The 19,729-nt window shown below is 60.0% G+C and carries 32 protein-coding genes; 15 read left to right on the forward strand and 17 right to left on the reverse strand.

All coding sequences use genetic code 11. The features are described 5' to 3' along the window. Window positions 1-164: 164 nt before the first annotated feature. From FG99_RS14350 to FG99_RS14425, 16 genes are all read right to left on the reverse strand, one after another. Window positions 165-515, reverse strand: coding sequence for a crAss001_48 related protein (locus FG99_RS14350; protein ID WP_043270577.1), 351 nt, complete (start codon window positions 513-515; stop codon window positions 165-167). A gap of 123 nt (window positions 516-638) precedes the next feature. After that, window positions 639-1,172: an HNH endonuclease gene (locus FG99_RS14355; RefSeq protein ID WP_043270579.1), complete on the reverse strand. Its 534-nt coding sequence runs from the start codon at window positions 1,170-1,172 to the stop codon at window positions 639-641. After that, window positions 1,169-1,759: a hypothetical protein gene (locus FG99_RS14360; RefSeq protein WP_043270581.1), complete on the reverse strand. Its 591-nt coding sequence runs from the start codon at window positions 1,757-1,759 to the stop codon at window positions 1,169-1,171. The genes FG99_RS14355 and FG99_RS14360 overlap by 4 nt, the downstream gene beginning before the upstream one ends. Before the next feature lie 234 nt (window positions 1,760-1,993). Next, window positions 1,994-2,596: a recombination protein NinG gene (locus FG99_RS14365; RefSeq protein ID WP_043270583.1), complete on the reverse strand. Its 603-nt coding sequence runs from the start codon at window positions 2,594-2,596 to the stop codon at window positions 1,994-1,996. 106 nt (window positions 2,597-2,702) lie between these two features. Further along, on the reverse strand, window positions 2,703-2,972 hold the full coding sequence (locus FG99_RS14370) for a hypothetical protein (protein WP_043270584.1): 270 nt from the start codon (window positions 2,970-2,972) through the stop codon (window positions 2,703-2,705). Continuing rightward, on the reverse strand, window positions 2,969-3,373 hold the full coding sequence (locus FG99_RS14375) for a recombination protein NinB (RefSeq protein ID WP_043270586.1): 405 nt from the start codon (window positions 3,371-3,373) through the stop codon (window positions 2,969-2,971). Before FG99_RS14375 ends, FG99_RS14370 begins: the two co-directional genes overlap by 4 nt. Beyond that, the gene (locus FG99_RS14380; protein WP_043270588.1) at window positions 3,366-5,021 is read right to left on the reverse strand and encodes a DUF4942 domain-containing protein; all 1,656 of its coding nucleotides are present in this window, start codon (window positions 5,019-5,021) and stop codon (window positions 3,366-3,368) included. The genes FG99_RS14375 and FG99_RS14380 overlap by 8 nt, the downstream gene beginning before the upstream one ends. After that, complete coding sequence (locus tag FG99_RS14385) at window positions 5,014-5,214, reverse strand: TraR/DksA C4-type zinc finger protein (RefSeq protein ID WP_043270590.1); 201 nt, start codon at window positions 5,212-5,214, stop codon at window positions 5,014-5,016. Before FG99_RS14385 ends, FG99_RS14380 begins: the two co-directional genes overlap by 8 nt. Before the next feature lie 112 nt (window positions 5,215-5,326). Next, on the reverse strand, window positions 5,327-5,560 hold the full coding sequence (locus tag FG99_RS14390) for a hypothetical protein (protein ID WP_156060082.1): 234 nt from the start codon (window positions 5,558-5,560) through the stop codon (window positions 5,327-5,329). 112 nt (window positions 5,561-5,672) lie between these two features. Continuing rightward, window positions 5,673-6,350 (reverse strand): PDDEXK family nuclease, encoded by a 678-nt coding sequence (locus FG99_RS14395; RefSeq protein ID WP_043270594.1) that lies wholly within the window; start codon window positions 6,348-6,350, stop codon window positions 5,673-5,675. Continuing rightward, the gene (dnaB, locus tag FG99_RS14400; protein WP_043270597.1) at window positions 6,350-7,690 is read right to left on the reverse strand and encodes a replicative DNA helicase; all 1,341 of its coding nucleotides are present in this window, start codon (window positions 7,688-7,690) and stop codon (window positions 6,350-6,352) included. The genes FG99_RS14395 and dnaB overlap by 1 nt, the downstream gene beginning before the upstream one ends. Beyond that, a complete protein-coding gene (locus FG99_RS14405) occupies window positions 7,687-8,676 on the reverse strand; it encodes a replication protein (protein WP_043270599.1) in 990 nt (329 codons plus the stop codon). Before FG99_RS14405 ends, dnaB begins: the two co-directional genes overlap by 4 nt. Window positions 8,677-8,880: 204 nt before the next feature. Then, a complete protein-coding gene (locus tag FG99_RS14410; RefSeq protein ID WP_043270601.1) occupies window positions 8,881-9,060 on the reverse strand; it encodes a hypothetical protein in 180 nt (59 codons plus the stop codon). An 18-nt stretch (window positions 9,061-9,078) separates the two neighbouring features. Continuing rightward, window positions 9,079-9,267, reverse strand: a complete 189-nt coding sequence (locus FG99_RS14415) for a hypothetical protein (RefSeq protein ID WP_015994321.1) — start codon at window positions 9,265-9,267, stop codon at window positions 9,079-9,081. 111 nt (window positions 9,268-9,378) lie between these two features. Beyond that, on the reverse strand, window positions 9,379-9,684 hold the full coding sequence (locus FG99_RS14420) for a hypothetical protein (RefSeq protein ID WP_043270603.1): 306 nt from the start codon (window positions 9,682-9,684) through the stop codon (window positions 9,379-9,381). Between the two features lie 9 nt (window positions 9,685-9,693). After that, window positions 9,694-9,933 (reverse strand): helix-turn-helix domain-containing protein, encoded by a 240-nt coding sequence (locus FG99_RS14425; protein WP_043270605.1) that lies wholly within the window; start codon window positions 9,931-9,933, stop codon window positions 9,694-9,696. 82 nt (window positions 9,934-10,015) lie between these two features. On the opposite strand from FG99_RS14425, the gene FG99_RS14430 reads away from it, so the two are divergent. From FG99_RS14430 to FG99_RS14440, 3 genes are read left to right on the forward strand one after another with little or no spacing between them, the layout of a single operon-like run. Continuing rightward, window positions 10,016-10,735 carry a LexA family transcriptional regulator gene (locus tag FG99_RS14430; RefSeq protein ID WP_043270607.1) on the forward strand — a complete coding sequence of 240 codons (720 nt, stop codon included), beginning with the start codon at window positions 10,016-10,018 and terminating at the stop codon, window positions 10,733-10,735. 60 nt (window positions 10,736-10,795) lie between these two features. Then, complete coding sequence (locus tag FG99_RS14435) at window positions 10,796-11,539, forward strand: HipA family kinase (protein ID WP_043270609.1); 744 nt, start codon at window positions 10,796-10,798, stop codon at window positions 11,537-11,539. Beyond that, window positions 11,536-12,372, forward strand: a complete 837-nt coding sequence (locus FG99_RS14440; RefSeq protein WP_043270611.1) for a DUF3037 domain-containing protein — start codon at window positions 11,536-11,538, stop codon at window positions 12,370-12,372. The genes FG99_RS14435 and FG99_RS14440 overlap by 4 nt, the downstream gene beginning before the upstream one ends. 46 nt (window positions 12,373-12,418) lie before the next feature. Here FG99_RS14440 and FG99_RS14445 read toward each other — a convergent pair whose 3' ends face one another. Further along, window positions 12,419-12,676 carry a DUF1654 domain-containing protein gene (locus tag FG99_RS14445; RefSeq protein ID WP_043270613.1) on the reverse strand — a complete coding sequence of 86 codons (258 nt, stop codon included), beginning with the start codon at window positions 12,674-12,676 and terminating at the stop codon, window positions 12,419-12,421. A gap of 754 nt (window positions 12,677-13,430) precedes the next feature. Between FG99_RS14445 and FG99_RS14455 the strand changes: the two genes are divergently transcribed. The 12 genes from FG99_RS14455 (at window position 13,431) to FG99_RS14505 (ending at window position 19,727) form a co-directional block, all read left to right on the forward strand. Beyond that, window positions 13,431-14,147 (forward strand): Nmad5 family putative nucleotide modification protein, encoded by a 717-nt coding sequence (locus tag FG99_RS14455; protein ID WP_043270617.1) that lies wholly within the window; start codon window positions 13,431-13,433, stop codon window positions 14,145-14,147. A 191-nt stretch (window positions 14,148-14,338) separates the two neighbouring features. Continuing rightward, window positions 14,339-14,521 (forward strand): hypothetical protein, encoded by a 183-nt coding sequence (locus FG99_RS14460; protein WP_081884633.1) that lies wholly within the window; start codon window positions 14,339-14,341, stop codon window positions 14,519-14,521. 37 nt (window positions 14,522-14,558) lie between these two features. Then, window positions 14,559-14,765: a hypothetical protein gene (locus FG99_RS14465; protein ID WP_043270621.1), complete on the forward strand. Its 207-nt coding sequence runs from the start codon at window positions 14,559-14,561 to the stop codon at window positions 14,763-14,765. 143 nt (window positions 14,766-14,908) lie between these two features. Next, window positions 14,909-15,643, forward strand: a complete 735-nt coding sequence (locus FG99_RS14470; protein ID WP_043270623.1) for a DUF7666 domain-containing protein — start codon at window positions 14,909-14,911, stop codon at window positions 15,641-15,643. Next, a complete protein-coding gene (locus FG99_RS31375; RefSeq protein WP_081884634.1) occupies window positions 15,643-16,134 on the forward strand; it encodes an HNH endonuclease signature motif containing protein in 492 nt (163 codons plus the stop codon). Before FG99_RS14470 ends, FG99_RS31375 begins: the two co-directional genes overlap by 1 nt. A 92-nt stretch (window positions 16,135-16,226) precedes the next feature. Further along, entirely contained in the window at window positions 16,227-16,544 is a 318-nt protein-coding gene (locus tag FG99_RS14480) for a hypothetical protein (RefSeq protein WP_051878892.1), read from the forward strand. After that, the gene (locus tag FG99_RS14485; RefSeq protein WP_043270625.1) at window positions 16,541-16,750 is read left to right on the forward strand and encodes a hypothetical protein; all 210 of its coding nucleotides are present in this window, start codon (window positions 16,541-16,543) and stop codon (window positions 16,748-16,750) included. Before FG99_RS14480 ends, FG99_RS14485 begins: the two co-directional genes overlap by 4 nt. Further along, entirely contained in the window at window positions 16,747-17,091 is a 345-nt protein-coding gene (locus FG99_RS14490; RefSeq protein ID WP_043270627.1) for a hypothetical protein, read from the forward strand. Before FG99_RS14485 ends, FG99_RS14490 begins: the two co-directional genes overlap by 4 nt. A 115-nt stretch (window positions 17,092-17,206) precedes the next feature. After that, a complete protein-coding gene (locus FG99_RS14495) occupies window positions 17,207-17,569 on the forward strand; it encodes a YkgJ family cysteine cluster protein (protein ID WP_177330908.1) in 363 nt (120 codons plus the stop codon). A gap of 2 nt (window positions 17,570-17,571) precedes the next feature. After that, complete coding sequence (locus FG99_RS32485) at window positions 17,572-17,727, forward strand: hypothetical protein (protein ID WP_177330909.1); 156 nt, start codon at window positions 17,572-17,574, stop codon at window positions 17,725-17,727. 166 nt (window positions 17,728-17,893) lie between these two features. Continuing rightward, on the forward strand, window positions 17,894-18,955 hold the full coding sequence (locus FG99_RS14500; RefSeq protein WP_043270629.1) for a coiled-coil domain-containing protein: 1,062 nt from the start codon (window positions 17,894-17,896) through the stop codon (window positions 18,953-18,955). 7 nt (window positions 18,956-18,962) lie between these two features. Beyond that, complete coding sequence (locus FG99_RS14505) at window positions 18,963-19,727, forward strand: ERF family protein (protein ID WP_043270631.1); 765 nt, start codon at window positions 18,963-18,965, stop codon at window positions 19,725-19,727. The last annotated feature ends 2 nt before the right edge of the window (window positions 19,728-19,729 follow it).

A 19,729-nucleotide genomic window follows, 5' to 3' on the forward strand; every position in this document is an offset into this window, starting at 1 on the left:
AAGAAAACGCCCGGGGCCTACGGCTATACCGGGCAAAAGCGCTGGGGAGCGCGGAAACTAGATGAGGCTGATGACCAGGAAGGTCAGGACGCTGATGACGGTCCAGCCGATGATGTTCAGGGTGGCGATGTCGTTCGGGCGAGTGGACATGGCGGCCTCCTGGCTCAGAAGACTGCGATGCGCTCAGCCAGAATTTGCTGATATTCGCGCATGGCGCCGAGTTGAACGGTCAGGCGCTCTTGCTCGGCAGCATCCAGAGAACGAAAGAATTCGGCATCGAGGAAGGCGGCCAGCTTGCTGACCTTGTCATCCAACTGCGCTTTCTCGCCAATCACTCGCTGCTGGTGCGCAGGCAGGTGATTGACATGGCCGATGGGAAGATAGGCCGACTCGAAAACATCCTTTGGGCTCCAGCTCACATAGCCGTCTGCGTATTTAACCGAATATCCGGGCTGGCCGTCCTTGTCCTGTTCCCAGGCCAAAATCTGCTTGGTGCCGATATAGCTCTGAGTCATTTACAGTCTCCAGAAACAACGAAGCCCCGGCATTGGCCAGGGCTTTGGGTGTGCTGATTCTGTTTTGGGGGCAGAACCGCAATATGGGAAAGATGATGAACCAGCCGGACATTTAAGTCAACGTTATAACGATGCGTTTTCTAGTTCTTCGATTTCATACCCATGCAGGCCGTGATTCGCGAACTCGCCGTGCAATTCAGTGCGCTTCTCCTTCACCGCCAACTCGGCCTCTTCCTTTGTCTTGAACAGACCAACATGAACCTTCTTGTCGTCCATTCCGACGGTTGCCCTCCATTTCCTTGTAGGCCTGTCGTAGTTCACGCCTTTCACGCCAGAGGTGCTGGCCTTGCTCAGACGTTTGTTCCATTGGTTCTGGCTCTTTGTTGCCAGCCTCAGATTGCCGAACGCATTGTTCGTGCGGTCGCCGTCCTTGTGGTCGATGTCGCTTTCCGGCCAGACGCCCGTCATGTAGATCCAAGCAAGGTGATGAGCTTTGTAATGCTTCCCGCGCAGTCTCACCTCGATGTAGCCGGTGTCCTTGCAGACAGATCCAGCGAGCGCGCCGGCGCGAATGGCATGCCCCGATCTTCGCCACTCAAACACTCCGGCGAGCGGGCTGTAATGCAGCCACTTCTTGAGCTCCGCTAGTTCGATCATGCCGCCTCCTTCATCTCGCCAATAACGGCCGCCACCGGCGCCAGAGCCTGCTTGTCCAGGTCGTTGCAGACGTCGAAGCAGTGCTGGATAAAGGCGCCCCATTCCCTGCTCCATTGCTCGCTGGAGAGGCGCACCCCGTACTCTTCATCCAGCCAGGCGCGGAACGCTTCCGGCGATAGCAGCGGGTCGGCCATAGAGCTCTGTCCGCCTTGGTGCATCCGGCGATACCGATGCAGCACTCCAGCCGCGACGTACTTGGCGCGCTCGGCCTTCTTGGCTGTCATGCGGCCGTGCCTGTCGTAGGCGAACAAGGCGACAGCGGCTTCGGCGGTTTCCTTGTGGTCGACGAAGGACAGTGGGCTGTACATCCAATGACCGAATGCCTGGATATAGCCGGGCAACGTGGCGATAGCGATCTGCACCCGGCCGGCCAGCGCTTGATGCATAGCATGACCGGTACCGCGTTGCTTCTCGGTTTTCTGCACTGAAGCTTCGAGTTGGGCCATTTCCAGGACGTGGGTCATGACCGAATCCCAGGGCTGGTAGTAGGCGTCGTGCCAGGCTTGTCGCGCACTGTTCAGCTTCATTCCCCTTCCCCCTTGATCAGCCCGTACTCTCGAAGGATTGCCCATTGCTGGGCTACGTATTCGGCTAGTGTCATGCGTCCCTCTCGAACTTTCCGGCCAGGTAGCGCCAGATGAAGGCGTTGCGCCGCTTCCCTGATATGAGCAAGGGATGCGGGCGCAGCTGATGCTGTCGGCGCTCCCGTGCTTCCTGAAGGCGCTCTCTCGGCGATGGGTTGTAACGTTTCGCTCTCCAGGTCATGCGATGGCCTTCTTCAATTCACGCACCCAGGCCCGGAACTTGGCCTTCAGTGCTTTGATGTCCTCGATGGTCAGCTTCAGGGGCTCATGAGGCCCTTCCAGGATCTGCACGGCCTCTTCCCCGATCCGACGTACCAGCTCGGGCCGGTATCCCATGATGTTGCCGCTCAGGTGGGAGTTGCAGATGGAACAAGCGCGGTGCACGTTGAGCGGCTCGAATCGAAGAGCCGGCGTTGAACCGACGCTGCGGTAGTGCGATGCGTGCCATTGGCCATCCCAGGTGGCGGGACGGCCACAGCTCACACAGGGCTTGTCCGCATCCCGTAGCCGGATGTACTGGTTGAAGATGGCCTGGCACTCCTTCAGGTGCTCCGCCCTGCTCTTCAGCTTCTCCTTGCGTGCTTTGATCTCACGGCGGTTGCGGTCGGCGATGGATTTCCGGGCCTTCTTCTGCAAGCCGGCGTCTTGCCTTCCGATCACGAATGCGCAGGCTGGAGAGCATGCCTTCTGCCCAAGACGCATCGGGTGCGGCGTGAAGGTCGCCTTGCAGGATGGGTTTTCGCACGTCCTGGGCTTGGGTTTGCGGGGAGAGAGGTTCATACGAACTCCAAAATCAGCGCCGCCGAGGCGAACCAAAGAGCCGATGAAATCTGACCAGTGATGAGCGACAAAAAGGTCATGCCGAGAATGAAGATGGTGAACTTGCTCATACCTCCACCTCCTTCGCCTTCTGCTGCTCGGGCTGGAAGTCTCCCCGAAGCGGCATGAGCCACTTCTCCCAAACGATGGCGCCTTGATCGTCCACTACCCACACCGGCTCGCCGTCAGGCGTCTCGTAGACACCTGGGTCCATCGGATTTGAACGGTCAACCGGTCCAACCAAATGGCGGCTTATCAGTTCGACGCAGGTTCCAACCACCGGAGGGAAGGTGTGATTGATCACAAGCGCCAGATCTCCTGCCTTGAATTTGCTCATGCCGCACCCTCCCAGTAATCCCGCGTGGTGAACTTCACGCCACGCTCGGCGGCGAAGGCTTCCATCACCAGGAACATCTCGTTGAACCACTTCTTGGATTGCTTGCGGGTGGAGACGCCCAGGACCACAAACCCACCGTTGATGCCCGGGACGGCATCCTGTTGCTGAACCGCGGCGCTGAAGATGTGCTTCCAGCTCGTTTCGTCCAGCTTCCGGCCATACCACTCAACCTGGCGCGAGATATCGCGCAACATGGCCCATAAACGTCTGTTCTGCGCATCACTGCGAGCCGAATCCTTCAGGCTCCATGACTTGCCTTCACTCAGGTCGAGGCGCTGCAGGATGGCGATTGCACGGGAGCGGTCCTGCTCGGTGCGGATGGGGAAGGATGGGTTAGCCATGGCGCACCTCCGCAGCAAGGATCACCACGCTGACCGAGGTTCCGGCAAACTCGTTCTCGAAGACCTGCGAATACTCGTGGTCGAAGCCTTCGAGCAGCTGCTTGCCCTTCGCGCTAGACGGCAGCACGGCGACGAGGCGGCCGCCGGCTGGGTTCAGCATGCTGGCGGCGTGCTGCAGGTGCGCCTGCCACCGGCCCTCACTGAAGGGAGGGTTCATCACGATGCGATCGAACGGCTTCTCGCTAACGAACTGCAGGAAGTCCGCCTGCATGGTGACGTGCCCCTTAGCCTTCAGGATCTGACAGTGCAGATCGCTGATCTCAACGCAGATGGTACGTGAGGACGGCATTAGGTCAGCCAGACCGCCTTGTCCGGCGCTCGGCTCAAGGCAGGTATGATCCTGACCAATTTTCGCAAACTCGATTGCCTTCTCAGCAACGCCCGCAGGAGTTGGATAGAACTGATGCGACTTGTGGTCGGGGATGCAGCCTGAGCAAACTACCTGGTCCAGCACCTCGCGCGGGTGATAGTCGAACTGCCAGTAGCCTTTTTCCTTCACGCCACCGAGGGCGACCAACACATTTTCGGCCTCGGCCATCGCGGCCTTGTCGTATTGGCCGTAGTCGAAGCGCAGGGCGTTGGGGATGTCGCGGTAGCGCTCCGGCCAGTCGGGCTTGATGCGCTCGCTTGCCTGGCGCATGCCCGCCAGTATGCCGACCACAGCGAACGGAAGCGGCCGGTCGAATAGCTCGAAGTCCTTGATCTTCTTCGCGCGCTTCGGCTTCGTCCGGAACTCGGCCGGGATTGCCGCCGGGTACATGCTGGCCAAGATGCCATTGAGGCGCCAGGCCATGTCCGGGTGGACTTCAAGGTGGGCCGTGCCGACCCCGCCGTAGACGCGAATGCGCAGCGCCCCGCCGTCGACCGTCATCCACTGGCCATTCTGGCGGCTCGCCGCCTTAGTCACAGGGTCCGTCGCGCCGTACTTCGGCTCGTCGCGGCCCATGAACTTCGCGATCACACAGCGCAGGTCGTTGATGTGGCCGTGGGTCTGATAGCTGAACACGTTCTGGATGATCATTCGCTTGCCGAAGCCCTGCGGCTGGTTCGTCACGTGCTGGCGGCTCAGGGCGCGGAAGATGCCGTCGACGCGCTCAGCGAGGAACTGCGCGCGGTTGGCCAGCAGGCCGCCCAGGGTGGCCCGCACGGTCTGTTCCTCGAACTCCGGCAGTGCAGGCATATCCTTCTCGCCGGTATGGCGGTTCGCCTTGCGCCCTTCCGGGTTGCGGATCTGCTCGAACCACTCTTCGCGGCGCGCCTGCGGCATGTAGTCGAGCACGTCCGTCAGTCGAAGCGCGCGGTTCCAGAAGTCGGCATTTAGCTGGGCGATCGCGCCTTCCACCCGGAACAGCTGGTCCACGGCCTTCGGCAGCGTGTGGCGCTGCTCAGAGACGTTGCCCTCGACGAAGTAGTGCAGCACGCCGTGGCACTGCTCAGAGCGAACGGCTTGGGCCATGGCGCTGATTCTGGCGCGGGTCGTGTTGTACTGGCCGATCAGGCCGTCCACGAGGTCGGCAGACATCGGCGCGAAGAACTGATTAGCGTCGTCAATTACGTCGCCGGCGAAAATTTTCTCGACACTACCCATGGCGACGTTCCTCCATCTCCGCGCAGTCCAGGCATTTCTGCACACCCGCAACAGCCTCCCGCCGCAGCAGGTGAATCTCCTCACCGCAGTCCTCGCAGTGAGTAGCGCTCTGTCCTACGTACTGCACGCGGCCAAAGAGACGGTCTGCTAGCTCCTGCTCGGCGTAGTCGTTGGCAATATCCACGATGTCCATTCAGGCAACTCCTATGACTGCAGCCAGAGCGATGCAGGCAACGATCCCAACCACGCTCCGACGCACGAAGCAGAAGTTGGCGCAGAAGGAGAGCGTGGCGATGATGGTGAAGTCAGTCATGGCCAACCTCCTCCACATTACGACATGACGTGCAATAGGTGATCCGGCCGGCGTGAGTCAGGTAGTAGCCGCTGACCTCCACGCGACCGAACATGCGGGTTCCGCGTTGGAGATATCCGCGCTCAGCCAGGTCATGGGCAACCTTGGATTTGGTCTGGAATGGGAGACGGTCTTGAACCTCAGCCCAGAACACGTTCTCCAGCATCTGCAGTTCTCGTTTGTTCATTGCACAGTCGCCTCCGGCCAGATGCTCTGCACGACCTCCAGCGGGTCGCAGTCTTCCATCAGGATCATCACGAAGGGCGAGCGGCCAGGGATGAGGACGTTCCAGGAGCGTTTCATTGGGCGGCTCTCCTTCCTGCCGAATCTGATGCGGCAGGACCAGTCCCTGTGGGGAAGTAACGGTTGCGCCACCAAGCGATGCCGCGGTCTGAAATCGACAGTTCGCGGTCAATCGAGCGGCGATCATCATTGGTTCGTTTATGGGTAAGCCGGAGGCAGTCCTCCGCTTCGCTCCTGCCCATCATTTCGAGGAGGACCTCATCAAGGACTTCGCTGGCTGGACGCAGACAATCCAGGATGTTTTCGCGAACCGAGAGAATCGCCCTGTGCCAGGCGTACTCGCCGGCTGCTTTCAGAAAAATCTGACCAAGCCAATCCAGCGACATGGTTGCCCACTCGTCATCGCGCGGAACCAGCAGGTAGCAATTCATGAATCCGCGGGTGTCGCTCTGCGGCCTGTAAACCAGAAACACAACTGGGCGCCCCGTTGTCGCGTGAACCTGTTCGGCTTTTGCCTTCTCGATATCGGTCGGCCGCGTTCCTTTGACTTCCAGGTACATGTCAGCCGACGGCAAGTAGAAGTCAGGCAGGTACTTGCAGCCTTCAACCTGGAGCAGGTGAGGCTCGTAGAGATAGAAAATATCCAGCGCGTCCATGAGCCGAGCCCACATCAGCTCGGTGTACGAGCGGAGCTTGTATCCCTGGTGCTGGTAGATGGTCCGGCGCTCTTTCATCACCAGTCCTCCTTCTGCTCAGGCTGTTCGCGGTAGTGGCTTGCCAGGGGGACGAACCGGGACTTGCTCCCCTGGAAGGCGGTGAAGACGCTGCCGATCTCCCCATCCCGGTTCTTCCGGATCAGGATTTCGCCAATGCCCTTCTTCTCGCTGTTCGGGAAATAGACCTCGTCCCGGTACACGAACATCACGATGTCCGCGTCTTGCTCGATGGCGCCGGACTCGCGCAGGTCGCTGAGCACCGGGCGCTTATCGGGGCGAGACTCACATCCGCGGTTGAGCTGGCAGAGCGGGAGCACCGGGCATCCGATCTCCCTAGCCAACAGCTTCATCTGGCGCGACATGGTGGTGACGTCATCTACCCTCCCCTTGCCCTCTCCTTCCACGAGGCCCAGGTAGTCGATGACGATCAGGCCAAGGTCGCCCATGCGGTGCTTCTGCCGGCGAGCGATTGAGCGGATGCGCGGCATCGTCATGACCGGTACGTCGCTCACGGCGATCTTGGCGTCGCGCAGCTTCAGGGTGGCGGCAGCGAGTTCGGTCGACTCCTTGTGGGTACAGGAGCCGTCCTTGAGGTTCTGCAGGGGTATCCCGCCGACGGCCGCGATCAGGCGATCCATCAGTTGGCTCTTGGTCATCTCGAGACTGATCACCAGGACCGGCCTGTTCTGCTTGATGGCCACGTCTGCCGCGATGTTCATCGCCAGGGTGGTTTTGCCCATTGCGGGGCGACCAGCGATGACGATCATCTGCCCTGGCTTCAGGCCTTGCATGTACTGGTCAAGGTCGGGAATGCCAGTGCTCAGCCCATCCAGGGTGTCGCCTTTCTGCGCGCGGTCATGGCGCTCCTGAAGCACTTCGACATGGTCGCGCAGGATGTCCCCAACCATCTGGCACTCACCATCAGCGCCCCCTGCATCCAGGCTGAGCACCAGGGCTTGCGCCTGGGCGATCTTGTCCTCGATGGCGCAGTTCTCGTGGGCGATCTGCTCAATCCCGCTGGCGGCGTCCGCGATCTGGCGGGAGATAGCGCGCTCACGAACGATACGGGCGTATTCCTTGGCATTGGCCACGCTCGGCGTGTTGAGCATGATCTCGCCGGCATAGGCCATCGTGCGGGTTTCATCCGAAAGGCACTCCTTGGCTTCGCCCAGAGTGATGATGTCAACCGGCGTGCCGGCCGACTCCAGGTCGAGGATCAGGCGATACAGTTCGGCGTTGACGGAGTAGGCGAACGCGTCCGGCGAAAGCTCGTCGGCGATGACGCTGATCAGGTGCGGCTGCTTGAGCATGGCGCCAATCACGCCGTGCTCCGCTTCGAGGCTGTGAAGTTCGATCATGCCTGCTCCTCCAACTGGCGGAACACGGCTCGCGAGCAGATCACTTCGAGGCGCGGTACAACGTTGGCGCCGCGATACCAGACCTGGCTCAGGCGATTGGCACGTTCGAAGATGGTCTTCCACAGCGGACTAGCATGGTGCTTGTCGCTCTCGTTCCAGCGCTCGACGATCAGGGCGCGGAGAACCTTGTCGCCAGCAACCGAGACGGCCGGCAGGTTCGGGCAAGTCCGGTGGTACAGGTCGATGATCTTGTCGACAGGAACGCCAGCCTCGCTCACGGCCTTGGTGGCGCGCTTGGCCAGCCAGTTGACCAGGAAACGGCGCCAATCCTTCTTCGCCTTGCGGGGGTTCGCGGCAGCCCAGACGGCAGCTCGGGAAACTTCGGTTTCCACGTCGACCGGGGCGTAGGCGCTGGACCATTTGGTGATCAGATCGGGTTCGACGTGGAACTCCTCGCCATCGAACGAAACCCCGTTGGATTTCTCGACCGGCGGGTGGTCAGCCCCCTGGGGGGCGGAAATCTGTTCCGAAGGAACAGTTTCAGGGGGTAGATCTTTTTTCTTTGTATAGAGAAGGGAGTGAGCAATTTTGGTCTCACTCGCCTTATCGCCGAGTGAGATCACATTGTCCGAGTGAGACGATTTGGTCTCACTGAGACTATTTTTCTTCTCTTCGTGGAATACCCACTCGTTGGCGGGCGATACGCCGATCTCACCGCGGCTACCACCGATACGGAACAGAATGCGGCGCTCGAGAAGATGGCTGATCGCTTTGGAAACCACGTCCCGGCGCATGTTGGTCAGCGCGCCAATCTCGTCGGCGGTGAGGCGCTTTGCCTCAACTTGATATCCAATCGTCTGGCGGCATATCGCGAAAAGCACTCGGAACTCGCGGGCAGGCAAATCCACCTTGGCCAGCGATTCCATCAAGCTGTTGTCCATCCGGGTAAACCCCCCGGTGTTGCGTAATGAAACGATATTGCTCATACTCGGTCCGTCCGTTTGCTAGTTCCCACGCGTGTTTCGGCTGCCACCGATCCACGCACCGACAAGGCCCTGTAGTACTGCTGCAGGGCCTTGTTCATTTCCTTCCGAGCGCCAACGCTCCGCACTGCCAGCTCTTCAGCAGCGACCGCCATGGCGGCATAGTCTTCAGCGGTGAGGCGTTGGCGTGCTCTCATGAGTCCCTCTTCAGTCCCTGCGCCGAAATGGCTGGACGGTTCCCCTGGTGTTGTTCGGCTTGGTCTTCCTCGCGAGCTGCTGCTCCAGGAATTCCGCCAGGGCCTCTTCAGGGGTGAGCCCTTTCTCTTTCGCCAGCCTCGTCAGGCCCTCGTAGGCCTTTGGGCTGATCGTCGTGCTGATGTGTGCCATAGGCCCCTCTCAGGGCCTTCAGGCCACGGTCTGTTGTTCGCTATCGTTCTCTGCCAGGCGTTCCAGGGCGGCTTCCACCAGGTCGCGGACGAGCACTGCTTTCTGGGTGCGATGGAACCGAGCCAGTGCGCCGATGAGCTCATACGTGGTCTCGTCGACGCGCAGCTTGATCTCCCGGTCCTTCAGGTGGCTGGGGTTGTCGTACATGCACAGGTCTCCTATGCGATTGGTTTCTATGTAAAGGTCGGAACCTCACTGGTAGGCTGGAAGCTCTCACCCAACACAGCGAACCAGGAGGTTCCGATGTCCATAACTCCGTTAGGCACCCTCACCATCAGTTGCCCGCAGTGCGGAAGCACACAGATCGTCAAGTCCGGTGAAGCTGACTCGGAAAACGAGCTTTTCACCTGCGCCGGATGCAATGCCGCCTTCACCCGTGACGCCCTCGTCCAGGGGTTCATCGATTCGGATGAGGCACAGGCGGCTATCAAAGAGAAAACGCTGAAGGCTGCTCAGGAACTCATCGCGAAGCTCAAGCGGTAGGCGCTTCAGGACTCGGCTGATCTTCTGTTCGAAGTCACTGAGGTCAGCCAAGACCTGGACCTTGAGTTCCTGGGTATCCATGGAGGTCTCCTATGCGGCTGATTTTTTGGGGGATGCATTGGTGCGAAGCGCGACCGGATCGAGGTGCTTTCCGCGGGCCTCGGCCAGCTCGGAAATCACCTCGGCGTAGCGCGTTTCGCCGGTGTATTCAGTGCGGGGGAAGCTGTCGGAGGAGAGCCATTTGTAGATGGCGCGCAGGCTGATGCCGCACGCGGATGCCACTGGCGCAACACCTCCCGCATCGTCGATTGCTTGCCTGAGTTCGCTCATGGGGCCTCCGGGCCAATATGAACCATAAGTACATCTTAGATCGGAACTGAAAGTACACGCAAGTCCGTGGGATAGTGAACCTATGGTTCAATCGATCGAAATACGGCAGGCCTTCGTCGGTCGCCTCAAGGAATCCGCTGCTGCAGCAGGCATCCCAGACTGGGGGCTTGGCGCTCGCCTTTCAGAAATCACTAAGGTGACTCCGAAGGCGGCAAGCAAATGGCTGAACGCGGAAAGCATGCCCGGGCGCGCCAATATGGAGGCCATTGCCAAGGCTTTCAGTGTGCGAGTGGAATGGCTCGAATACGGCCTAGGGGAAAGACGTGAGTCTGACCAGGCAAAGCCAGAGCCAGAACCTTCGGCGGACTCATCCGATGACGAATACGTCCACGTCCCGCTGAAGAGTGCTAAGGGGGCAATGGGCCGCGGCTACGAGAACCCCTACGTCGAAGTAAAGGGGCATCTGGCGTTCAAGCGCTCCTGGATCAAGGCTAGGGGCTTGAATGCAAAGTACCTGGAAGCCTTCTATGCAGACGGCGACAGCATGTACCCAACGATCAACAGCGGCGACGTGGTACTGCTGAACAAGGCCCAGAAAGAGCCCGCCCACAACAAAATATTCGCCCTCAACGGCGCCGACGGCGTGATCATCAAGCGCCTTTCACATGCGAGCGCTGTGAACCAGTGGGGGCTGATCAGCGACAACCTCGACAAGCGAGAATTCCCGGACCAGTGGCTGGACGAGGATGACGAGCCAATGGCGCTGATGGGGCAGATCGTTTGGCGTGGCGGGGACCTATAGTCGAACTGCTCGATTAGGCAGCGGCTGCATGATCGGAATTGGAACTGCAAAGGAAATGGAATGCCTGATCGGGTCACAGCCATAGAGGTCATCCGCCAGAGTGAGCAGGGCATCTCTGTCAGGCCGTTTCTGGTGCGCGCCGACGATGGAAATCGCTATTTTGTGAAGGGGCTCAGCCGCGCAGGCGGCCCTTCTCTGATGTCCGAAGTTATCGCTGCCGAGCTTGGCGTGCTCATGGGGCTGCCGATTCCAGAATGGCGCATCATAGACATCCCGCAGGGCCTTATCGACTTCAGCCCCATGGAGAACATTCGGGACCTATCCGGGGGGCCTGCTTTCGCCTCAAGGCAGGTCGAGAATGTCAACGAGCTGATGTGGGCCGGCCTGCGAAGCGTCCCACTGGAACTGCAGCGCAAAGTCTTGCTTTTCGACTGGTGGATTCAGAATGGTGACCGATGCCTTGGCGAAAACGGAGGGAACGTTAATCTCCTCCTGGACTCACAGGGCAACCTAGTAGTGATCGATCACAACGTGGCGTTCGATGCCAGCCTGACCGCTGAAGAGTTTTGCGACAACCACGTGTTCCGCGATCAGCTCCATCACTTCCAGGACCTGGTCACTCGTCAGGAATATGCACGGGAACTTGACGCAGCCCTTGGGCATTGGGATAGGATCGTAGCCCTTTTGCCGGTAGAGTGGATCTACCGAGATTCGGACGAGATCGACGAAACCATTCCCACCCTGCTTCAAAGGCTTGAAACGCTGCATCAGTTCAGGGACGAGCGCTTCTGGGGGCAGCTATGAACTACTTCTGCAACTATTCGATCCTGCGATTCCTCCCCTACCCCGAGACGGGGGAGTTCGTGAATATCGGAGTGGTTCTGCTGGCCAGCAATGGCGAGTTTCACTACAAAGTCGAAACCAAGCGCCAGCGTGTGACCAACTTCTTCCACAAGCTCGACGCCAAGATATACATCCGCGCGCGCACCGAGGTTGAGCAGGAACTCGCGCGCCTTTCGAGCTTCTTCAGCAAATACCGGGACCAGCAATCCACTCAGCTTGCAGCATTCAAGAGCCTGATCCATCCACGCGAGACCATGATGCGCTTCAGCGCGCCTGGAACCATCGCTGTGGAGAGGGTTGATGAGGCGCTCCAATCAATCTTCGACCACTACATCAACCTCAGCTTCGCGAGCAAGGAGTACGAGGAGAAAGTGTTGGAGCGGCAGCTTGGGCATCTGCTTGCAGCTGCCAACCTCAAGCAGCGCTACAAGGAGCAGAAGCTAGGAACCACCGACTACCCGGTAAAATTCCCCTATGTGATTCTGGACACCGATGGCGCCGTTCAAGCCATCAAGCCTATTCACTTGGGGCACGATGAGCCAGCGAAGATACTCGAGCACGGCGATGCCTGGCTCGCAAAGGTGCGTAGACTCCATAGGGCCAATAAGCTGGCTCGAGACACCCTGTTTATTGCTGCGCCGCCAGCAAGCAAGAAACAAAAACTGCTCTCGGCGTATAGCGACATTGTGGATCAGCTCATCGAGATTGATTCGGTCCGAGTCGTCAGCAACGAACTTCCCGATCAAAGTCTGCTGGACGAGATTCGGCAAGGTATCCCAGAAGCCATTCATTGAAACGACAAAGCCCCGCACTGCGGGGCTTTTCGTTTCTGGTCTCTTCCTACCAGGCGCTCTCGTCCACCTGCCACCGAATGGTGACATCGCCCTCCTCTCCCTCCTCGATGTCCACCCCGTCAGCCAGGCTCATCTCGTCCAGTAATCGATCCCAGTCGGCCTGGCTCTCGCCCTCCTCCCGTCTTATCGTCAGCGACCGCGCCAGCTGCGCAGCCGGCAGCCCCATCAGTCGCTGAACCCTTCTCCCCAGAACCTCGTAGCTACTCGGTGCGCGGGGTTCCTGCCTCTTCGCTTGCTTTGCCATATCAACCTCCTGTCGCTGTATGTATATACAGTATTTGAGATTCACATCTCTGGCAAGAACCACCGGTTCACATTTTTTATACGTTCAAGAACAACGAGTTAACTGCAGCCACATAAAATATGTACTTTTGGTTCTTGACTGATATGAACCATAGGTACATATTTATCCCACACCAACGCAATCCACCGCGCTGGCAAGGCAGAGATGCCTCGGCGAAGCCGGAACGCTCTTTTCACAATTCGGGAACCCTCTGCTGCACCACCGTCGCGATGACGCTGGAAGAGGCAAAAGACGCAGCCTGAGCTGGGCCAGATAGTCCAGCCGTGCAAGCCCATGCATTGCACGCGACGTCGCTCAAGTCACCTGCCAATAGACCAAAGAAGCAAACGCAGGAGTGGGAACGAACCCCGACATGGAGAAGCGACCGAGATGACACCTATAGGAGGAACCCACCCATGCAGTAACAAGCCCAGCCGATGTTCGGATCGGCACCTCGCGAGCAGCTGCCCACATCACCAGGCCGCCGGGCTGCAGTGAACCGCGAGATCACCCCTAGCCCCCGACGACCAGCGCTGTATGCCGATTGAAGGCGCTGCGAGGGAAGCCCAAGGCCAAACACATCGAGTCCGAGCTGCTATCGGCAGTGGTGAGGACAGCACTACGCCGCGCGAGACGCCAGTAGCTGAGCGCGGCGAAGGATTTCTCAGATGCCCTTCGCAAGAGGGGCATCGAGGAAATCAAACAGGAGAACACCATGAGCAAGTCATTTCCAATCACTAACGAGATGCGCGCCAAGGTAGCCGACGAGCTCACCGTGAAGGCGGTCTCCAAGCATGGCCAGCGCCTGGCCAAGGCGCTCCAGAAGCTCAACGCGCTGTACTGGGACAAGCATCTGACGGCTGTTGATGCGCTGTTGCAGATCGACCGTGCTCGCTGGCCTGAGCTGATCGCCGCCGGGGTTCTCCAGGCGACCGCCAGTGTGATCCCGCGAATTGCTCAGAAAGGGAGTCTCGCCTCCTTCACCAGTCGCCGTTCGGATTCGCGCGACGCCGTGATTCGACGCCTAGTGCTGAACAGCCCGGCCTACAGCACCGTCAGCCAGTTCGTGAAGAAGGAAAGCCGCTACAGCAGTGAATCGGACGCGCTTTGGTTCGTCAGCGATATCGGCTCCGTTCCCCGTCTGAACGACATGGAAGTGATCGAGGCAAACGAGATCATCGCCAAGCAGGCAGTCAAGTTGCACGAGGATCTGAAGGCGGTTTTCGACGCCGCTGACAAGTTTCGCAGTGACGTCGAGTCGATACTGATGAGCTGCCGCACGTCTCGCCAACTGGTCGACCTGTTCCCGGAAGCTGCCGCCCTACTCCCGCAGCCGGTGAAGACCGGTTCCGAGTTGGCCCCCATCGAGCTCGTCGACTCCGTTCGCGGAATGCTCAACAAGGGCGTTCCGCCGATCAGCAAGGCGGCATGAACCCGATCACCTGGCCCAGCCAGGGCGCATCGGAAAGAGACGAATGCGCAGGCTGATGCGCGATAGCGGTAGGCGAAACGCTTAAACAGGGTCCGTTATGTCGGGGCGCTACCCGATGCCAAGGCCGACAAGCCGGAGATCAGCACCGGCCAGACCGCTCCCCCATGGCTCCGCACAATCAGGAGAAAGAGATGAGCAACGAACGCGAGCCGCTTCCACGCGGTGACGACGATATGAGTCTGCCCGAAGGTAAGACCTGCGCAGACTGCACGCACTGCCGGCGCTGCACGCTGATGTTCGGCCACATCCCGGCCGATGAGTCCTGCGACTGGTCGCCGTCTCGATTCACACCCAAAGCGCAGGCCACCGCCTAACCGCGCCCTTGCGCATACACACACTGGAGGCGAGATCATGCCGATCTATGCAGTCACCGTCCTTGCAATGGGAACCGTTTTGGTTGAGGCAGAGAACGAAGATGAAGCCGGCCTGATGGCGATGAGCGAAGTCGACGCGGGCGACCTTGAAGTCATGAGCGGAGAGATCGACAGCGTGATCCAGCCCGAAGAACTTGAGCGCTACAAACGTCACGGCAACCTCGTGCTGATCGACGAAGACTGACTCCCCCGACAAAGACGCCACCTCTTAGCCCGCTTCATGCGGGCTAATTTTCGCCCTCTTTCGCATGCCGACGCATCGCCGGCAGACGAAAGCGCGCACCAGCCCTCGGCCAAGGGCATCCACGCACTTCAAAGGAACGCACCATGACCCGCAAGAAAAAGACCGAGGCTGCTGAAGAGGTTGTTACCTCATTTAAGGGCTTCAATCAGGATCTGACCTGCCGCGGCTACCAGTTCGAGATCGGCAAGACCTATGAGCACAAGGGCGAAGTTGAAGCCTGCGCTTCGGGTTTCCACGCCTGCGAATATCCCCTGGACATCTTCGGTTACTACCGCCCTGCCGGTAGCCGCTTCGCACTGGTCGAGCAGTCCGGCGACCTGAGCCGCCACGACGACGATTCGAAGGTCGCCAGCCGCAAGATCTCCATCAAGGCCGAGCTCACCATCGCCGGTCTGGTGAAGGCGGCCATCGAGTACACCACCAGCCGCTGCACGCCAGTTGATCCTGAGTCGCCGGCGTCGAGCACCGGCGACTACGGCGCGGCGTCGAGCACCGGCTACCAGGGCGCGGCGTCGAGCACCGGCACCCGCGGCGCGGCGTCGAGCACCGGCGACTACGGCGCGGCGTCGAGCACCGGCAACCGCGGCGCGGCGTCGAGCACCGGCAAGCACTCGGTGGCGATGGCCGCCGGCATCGAAGGCAAAGCCAAGGCATCCGCCGGCAGCGCCATCGTTCTCTGCTACCGCGACACCGATGCGTGGGGCGATGACTACGCCCGAATCGTACACATCAAGGCAGCCATCGCCGGACAGGACGGCATCAAGCCGGATGTTTTCTACGTTCTCAATAAGAACGGTGAGTTTGTGGAGTGCGATTAATGAAAACCGTAGAAGAACGTTTCTGGGAGAAGGTCCCAAACAGGCCAGAAGAAGGGTGCTGGGAATGGGGCGCATCAACTAAGCCTGAGGGCTATGGACAAATGAACGTGAATGGCCGCCCGGCATTTGCGCACAGAGTTAGCTTCGAGATCGCGAATGGACCAATCCCCGCTGGGATGTTGGTGAGGCACAAATGCGATAACAGCCTGTGTGTTCGTCCTGATCATCTGGAGCTCGGAACGCAGACCGACAACATGCGAGACATGATTTCCAGAGGGAGAGCCAGACATCCAGGACAGCCAGGAGAGCTCAATCCTGCCGCCAAGTTAACTAATGCTGAAGTCTCTGAAATTCGCTCGGACACGACTAGAAGTCTGTCTTCACTGGCGCGCGAGCATGGTGTCTCGCCACAGCGGATTTCGCAAATACAACAGCGCAAAACTCGCCATCAGCTGAACGCCAAAGGCGAGTTCGTCGAAGTCGACGAATGACCAGAACAGCGAACGAGTCGAGGGGCTTGATCAGCCAGACCTGACGCATCCGGGCAGCGCCGGCGTTCGCTCCTAATTCCGAGGAATTAGCCATGACTTACACAATAAGCATCGAGCAGTACGAACTGACGGTGGAGATCACCGATTACTCGCCGGGCCGCGCAGGCAAGTACAGCGGTCCCTGGGAGGATTGCTACCCCGATGAGCCGGAAGAACTGGAGTTCGAAGTTGTTTCTGGCCTGGTCTACGACGAGGACAACAACGTCGAGGACCTGGGCCGCAACGGCTGCGCATCAGTGGCTGAGATGTACGCCGAAGACATCGAGGCGCGGCTTCTGGATCGGCTTCGGGAGGATCGCGACGACGATGACTACGATCGCGGCGATGACCGCGACTGGGAGGCAGCATGAAGCCCTGGCAGGTAATAGAACGGCAGATCGAGCTTCTGCGCGCGGCCGGCGACCGTACTGCGCTGTCGGCAAGCTGGGTGATGGGAGCCATCGAAATGGCCGAGGTCTGCCAGGTCATCACCTACGGAGACGGCATCAAGTTCCGCGCCGACGTCCACGACATCGAGAAAAAGCACTGGGACAAGGTGCTTGGGAGGGTGGCATGAGCTACTTCATCGAAACCAATCTGCCAATACCAGATGCGGACGGTTGCGGACAGGGCACCGATTGCCTCCGCCTTGATGCAGTTGCACGGGCCAACAGGCCGCCGGCAGTTGGCGTGGTCGATGCCAGTAATCTGGCCCAACTGGATGGTACTGATCTGTTCCAGTGGTACGGACGCCGCAGCAGCGGCTACTGGACGCCGTTCGGCAAAGTCCTGCAGATCACCGACGAAGGGATTCAAGCGCTCCGCGATGAGCTGACAACCTGCGCTGACTACAAGCGCAGGTACATCGAGTCACTGATTTCGCGGCTGGTGAAAGCAAAGGAGGCTCCATGCACCTGATAGCCCCAACCTTCCCCAAGCTAATCCAAAGCCTGCAATCCGCGGGCTTTTTTACGCCCGTCTTCCGGCGCTCGCCGTTCAAGCAGGCTGGCATGTGGCGATGCGAGGTGATGCCATGAACCTCGGACGAGTTCCCTGTGACGGCTGCACCCACTGCTGCAAGAACGAGCTTCTGGTTCTTCACCCTGAGATGGGCGACCGACCCGAGCAGTACGAGACGCAGCAGGTGAAGAATCCCATCACCGGCCAGCAAGTTTTCGCGCTCAAGCAGAAACCGAACGGCGACTGCATCTACCTGGGCGACGACGGCTGCACGATCCACGGCAAAGCGCCTGCGATCTGCCGTGAGTTCGACTGCCGCGCGCTGTTTATCCGCGCCGGATCACGCAACGAACGCCGCCGCCTGTTGAAAACTGGACTGCTGACCAAGCACGTCCTTGAGGCTGGCCGTATCCGCGTTCACACATTGGAGGCATAGCCATGCTCCGCAAAGCCCTCCGCAACGGCCTGATCCTCGCCATCGTCGCCATGCTCCTGTTCTTCAAGGCCATCGAGTTCGCTGACTCCATTACGGGGCGGTACAGCATCGAGTCGCCTCAGCACCCAATCACGCCCCCGTCCGCAGCGGGCCGGTAAACCGGATATCTGCGGCTGGATCAGCCGGATAGTGCCAGGTGTGAAAACCCCGGCAGCCAAGGCCCGGAGCGCCCTTTTCTACGCCTGAGCGACTTGGCCGAGTGGCGCCGTAAGCGCCTTCCCTTCTTTCAACTGGCTGCGCGATGCGCGGCAAGGATAAGCACGCGTGAACGCAGCGACTGAAATTGCCCTGGTACCCAAGGAAAACGCCCTGCAGGTCTACAGCGCCGAGAACGGCCTTGATCCGTACCTGCAGCAGATTCGCACAGAGATCGACGCCTTCGATCCGGACGTAAGCACCCGCAAGGGGCGCGAGGCCATCGCCTCAATTGCGCACAAGGTGGCGCGTTCCAAGACTGCCCTGGACAACATCGGCAAGGAACTGGTGGCCGACCTGAAAGAAGTCCCGAAGAAGATCGACGCCGAGCGCAAGCGTATGCGCGATCTGCTGGACGCCTGGAAGGATGAGGTGCGCCGGCCGCTGACCGAGTGGGAAGAGGCCGAGGCGGCGCGAGTGGCTCGCCTCGAAGGAATCGTTCAGAACCTGCGCGACCGGGCTCAGGTAGGCGATGCAAGCGCTGCTGATATCCAAAACGATATCGACATTCTCGATTCGTACAAGGTCGACAGCACGCTCGAAGAGTTCGAAGCCGAGGCGCACCGTGTGAAGGCTGCCAGCCTTGCCACCCTGCGCGAAGCCTTGGCCGTCCGCCAGAAGTACGAGGCCGAGCAGGCCGAACTGGAGCGCCTGCGCGCCGAAGCTGCCGCCCGCGAGCAGAAGGAGCGCGAGGAGCGTATTGCCCGCGAAGCGGCTGAAGCTGAGCGCCTCGCCGCCGAACGCCGAGCCCAGGAAGAACGCGACGCCACCACTCGCCGCGAAGCAGAAGCCAAGGCCGCCGCTGAGCGCCGGGAACTGGAGCTGAAGCTGCAGGCCGAGCAAGCCGAGCGCGAGAAGGTGGAAGCACAGCGCCGTGCCGAACAGGCAGAGCGGGACGCCCAGGCTCGCGCCGAGGCAGCCGCCGCAGCAGAGCGCCAGCGCCAGGCCGATGAACAAGCTCGTATCCAGGCTGAGACAGAGGCTCGCGAGAAGGACAGAGCGCACAAAGCAAAGATCATGGGCGAAGCAAAGGATGCCCTGATCTCCATGAACATCTCCGAGGAACTGGCAAAGGCAATCATCCTGAAGATTGCCCGGCGTGAAGTTCCCAACGTCACCATCAATTTCTGAGGTCGCCATGAACGAGGTTATCGAATCCCCCTCCAAGACCATCGCCAACGCCCCTGCGCTGGCTGCCAACTCCCCCATGGGAATGATGCTCGCCGCGGTGCAGCAAGGTGCAACGCTGGAACAGGTCGAGAAGATGATGGACCTGCAGGAGCGCTGGGAGAAGTCTGAGGCCAAGAAGGCCTACGACGCCGCCTTCGCCAATTTCAAAGCAGAGGCCGTGGTGATCATCAAGGGTAAGGACGTCACTGACGGGCCGCTCAAGGGCAAGAGCTACGCCGAGCTGCACGACGTGGTCAACGCCGTAACCCCTGCACTTTCCAAGCACGGCCTGTCCTCATCCTGGAAGCTCACCAAGGACGACAAGGACTGGATGGAGGTGACCTGCTACCTGCGCCATGTGGGCGGCCATGAGGAAAGCGTCAGCATGGGCGGACCGCCGGACACTGGTGGCGCGAAGAACGCCATCCAAGCTCGGGCCAGCACTAAGACCTACCTGGAGCGCTACACGCTGAAAGCAATCACCGGTCTGTCCGAGCAGGGCGATGACGACGACGGCCGGCCGCCGAAGGCACCCAAGCTCATCACCCAGGTCCAGTTGCTGCGTCTGCAGGCTGTCCTATCCCAATGCAGTCCCGGCGCTCAGAAGAAGTTCGCAGCCGTATGGCCCGATGCCTCGCAAATCCCCTGCGACCGAGTCGACGCAGAAATCGCGGCGCTTGAAGGTGCCGCCGCCAAGCATAAAGCACGCATGGCCGCACAGGCCCAGGAGTGAAC

The organism is Pseudomonas sp. AAC, assembly GCF_000725445.1.
Lineage (GTDB): Bacteria > Pseudomonadota > Gammaproteobacteria > Pseudomonadales > Pseudomonadaceae > Pseudomonas > Pseudomonas citronellolis.

Coding starts and splice junctions, on each gene's coding strand:
- FG99_RS14380 (WP_043270588.1), bottom strand. CDS start 5,021: ATGGGTAGTGTCGAGAAAATTTTCGCCGGCGACGTAATTGACGACGCT.
- FG99_RS14425 (WP_043270605.1), bottom strand. CDS start 9,933: ATGAGCGAACTCAGGCAAGCAATCGACGATGCGGGAGGTGTTGCGCCA.
- FG99_RS14365 (WP_043270583.1), bottom strand. CDS start 2,596: ATGAACCTCTCTCCCCGCAAACCCAAGCCCAGGACGTGCGAAAACCCA.
- FG99_RS14410 (WP_043270601.1), bottom strand. CDS start 9,060: ATGGCACACATCAGCACGACGATCAGCCCAAAGGCCTACGAGGGCCTG.
- FG99_RS14375 (WP_043270586.1), bottom strand. CDS start 3,373: ATGGCTAACCCATCCTTCCCCATCCGCACCGAGCAGGACCGCTCCCGT.
- FG99_RS14490 (WP_043270627.1), top strand. CDS start 16,747: ATGAGCTACTTCATCGAAACCAATCTGCCAATACCAGATGCGGACGGT.
- FG99_RS14385 (WP_043270590.1), bottom strand. CDS start 5,214: ATGGACATCGTGGATATTGCCAACGACTACGCCGAGCAGGAGCTAGCA.
- FG99_RS14405 (WP_043270599.1), bottom strand. CDS start 8,676: ATGAGCAATATCGTTTCATTACGCAACACCGGGGGGTTTACCCGGATG.
- FG99_RS14415 (WP_015994321.1), bottom strand. CDS start 9,267: ATGTACGACAACCCCAGCCACCTGAAGGACCGGGAGATCAAGCTGCGC.
- FG99_RS31375 (WP_081884634.1), top strand. CDS start 15,643: ATGAAAACCGTAGAAGAACGTTTCTGGGAGAAGGTCCCAAACAGGCCA.
- FG99_RS14395 (WP_043270594.1), bottom strand. CDS start 6,350: ATGAAAGAGCGCCGGACCATCTACCAGCACCAGGGATACAAGCTCCGC.
- FG99_RS14435 (WP_043270609.1), top strand. CDS start 10,796: ATGCCTGATCGGGTCACAGCCATAGAGGTCATCCGCCAGAGTGAGCAG.
- FG99_RS14485 (WP_043270625.1), top strand. CDS start 16,541: ATGAAGCCCTGGCAGGTAATAGAACGGCAGATCGAGCTTCTGCGCGCG.
- FG99_RS14445 (WP_043270613.1), bottom strand. CDS start 12,676: ATGGCAAAGCAAGCGAAGAGGCAGGAACCCCGCGCACCGAGTAGCTAC.
- FG99_RS14430 (WP_043270607.1), top strand. CDS start 10,016: ATGGTTCAATCGATCGAAATACGGCAGGCCTTCGTCGGTCGCCTCAAG.
- FG99_RS14390 (WP_156060082.1), bottom strand. CDS start 5,560: ATGAACAAACGAGAACTGCAGATGCTGGAGAACGTGTTCTGGGCTGAG.
- FG99_RS14360 (WP_043270581.1), bottom strand. CDS start 1,759: ATGAAGCTGAACAGTGCGCGACAAGCCTGGCACGACGCCTACTACCAG.
- FG99_RS14420 (WP_043270603.1), bottom strand. CDS start 9,684: ATGGATACCCAGGAACTCAAGGTCCAGGTCTTGGCTGACCTCAGTGAC.
- FG99_RS14350 (WP_043270577.1), bottom strand. CDS start 515: ATGACTCAGAGCTATATCGGCACCAAGCAGATTTTGGCCTGGGAACAG.
- FG99_RS14370 (WP_043270584.1), bottom strand. CDS start 2,972: ATGAGCAAATTCAAGGCAGGAGATCTGGCGCTTGTGATCAATCACACC.
- FG99_RS14480 (WP_051878892.1), top strand. CDS start 16,227: ATGACTTACACAATAAGCATCGAGCAGTACGAACTGACGGTGGAGATC.
- dnaB (WP_043270597.1), bottom strand. CDS start 7,690: ATGATCGAACTTCACAGCCTCGAAGCGGAGCACGGCGTGATTGGCGCC.
- FG99_RS14460 (WP_081884633.1), top strand. CDS start 14,339: ATGAGCAACGAACGCGAGCCGCTTCCACGCGGTGACGACGATATGAGT.
- FG99_RS14495 (WP_177330908.1), top strand. CDS start 17,207: ATGAACCTCGGACGAGTTCCCTGTGACGGCTGCACCCACTGCTGCAAG.
- FG99_RS32485 (WP_177330909.1), top strand. CDS start 17,572: ATGCTCCGCAAAGCCCTCCGCAACGGCCTGATCCTCGCCATCGTCGCC.
- FG99_RS14470 (WP_043270623.1), top strand. CDS start 14,909: ATGACCCGCAAGAAAAAGACCGAGGCTGCTGAAGAGGTTGTTACCTCA.
- FG99_RS14455 (WP_043270617.1), top strand. CDS start 13,431: ATGAGCAAGTCATTTCCAATCACTAACGAGATGCGCGCCAAGGTAGCC.
- FG99_RS14505 (WP_043270631.1), top strand. CDS start 18,963: ATGAACGAGGTTATCGAATCCCCCTCCAAGACCATCGCCAACGCCCCT.
- FG99_RS14465 (WP_043270621.1), top strand. CDS start 14,559: ATGCCGATCTATGCAGTCACCGTCCTTGCAATGGGAACCGTTTTGGTT.
- FG99_RS14440 (WP_043270611.1), top strand. CDS start 11,536: ATGAACTACTTCTGCAACTATTCGATCCTGCGATTCCTCCCCTACCCC.
- FG99_RS14355 (WP_043270579.1), bottom strand. CDS start 1,172: ATGATCGAACTAGCGGAGCTCAAGAAGTGGCTGCATTACAGCCCGCTC.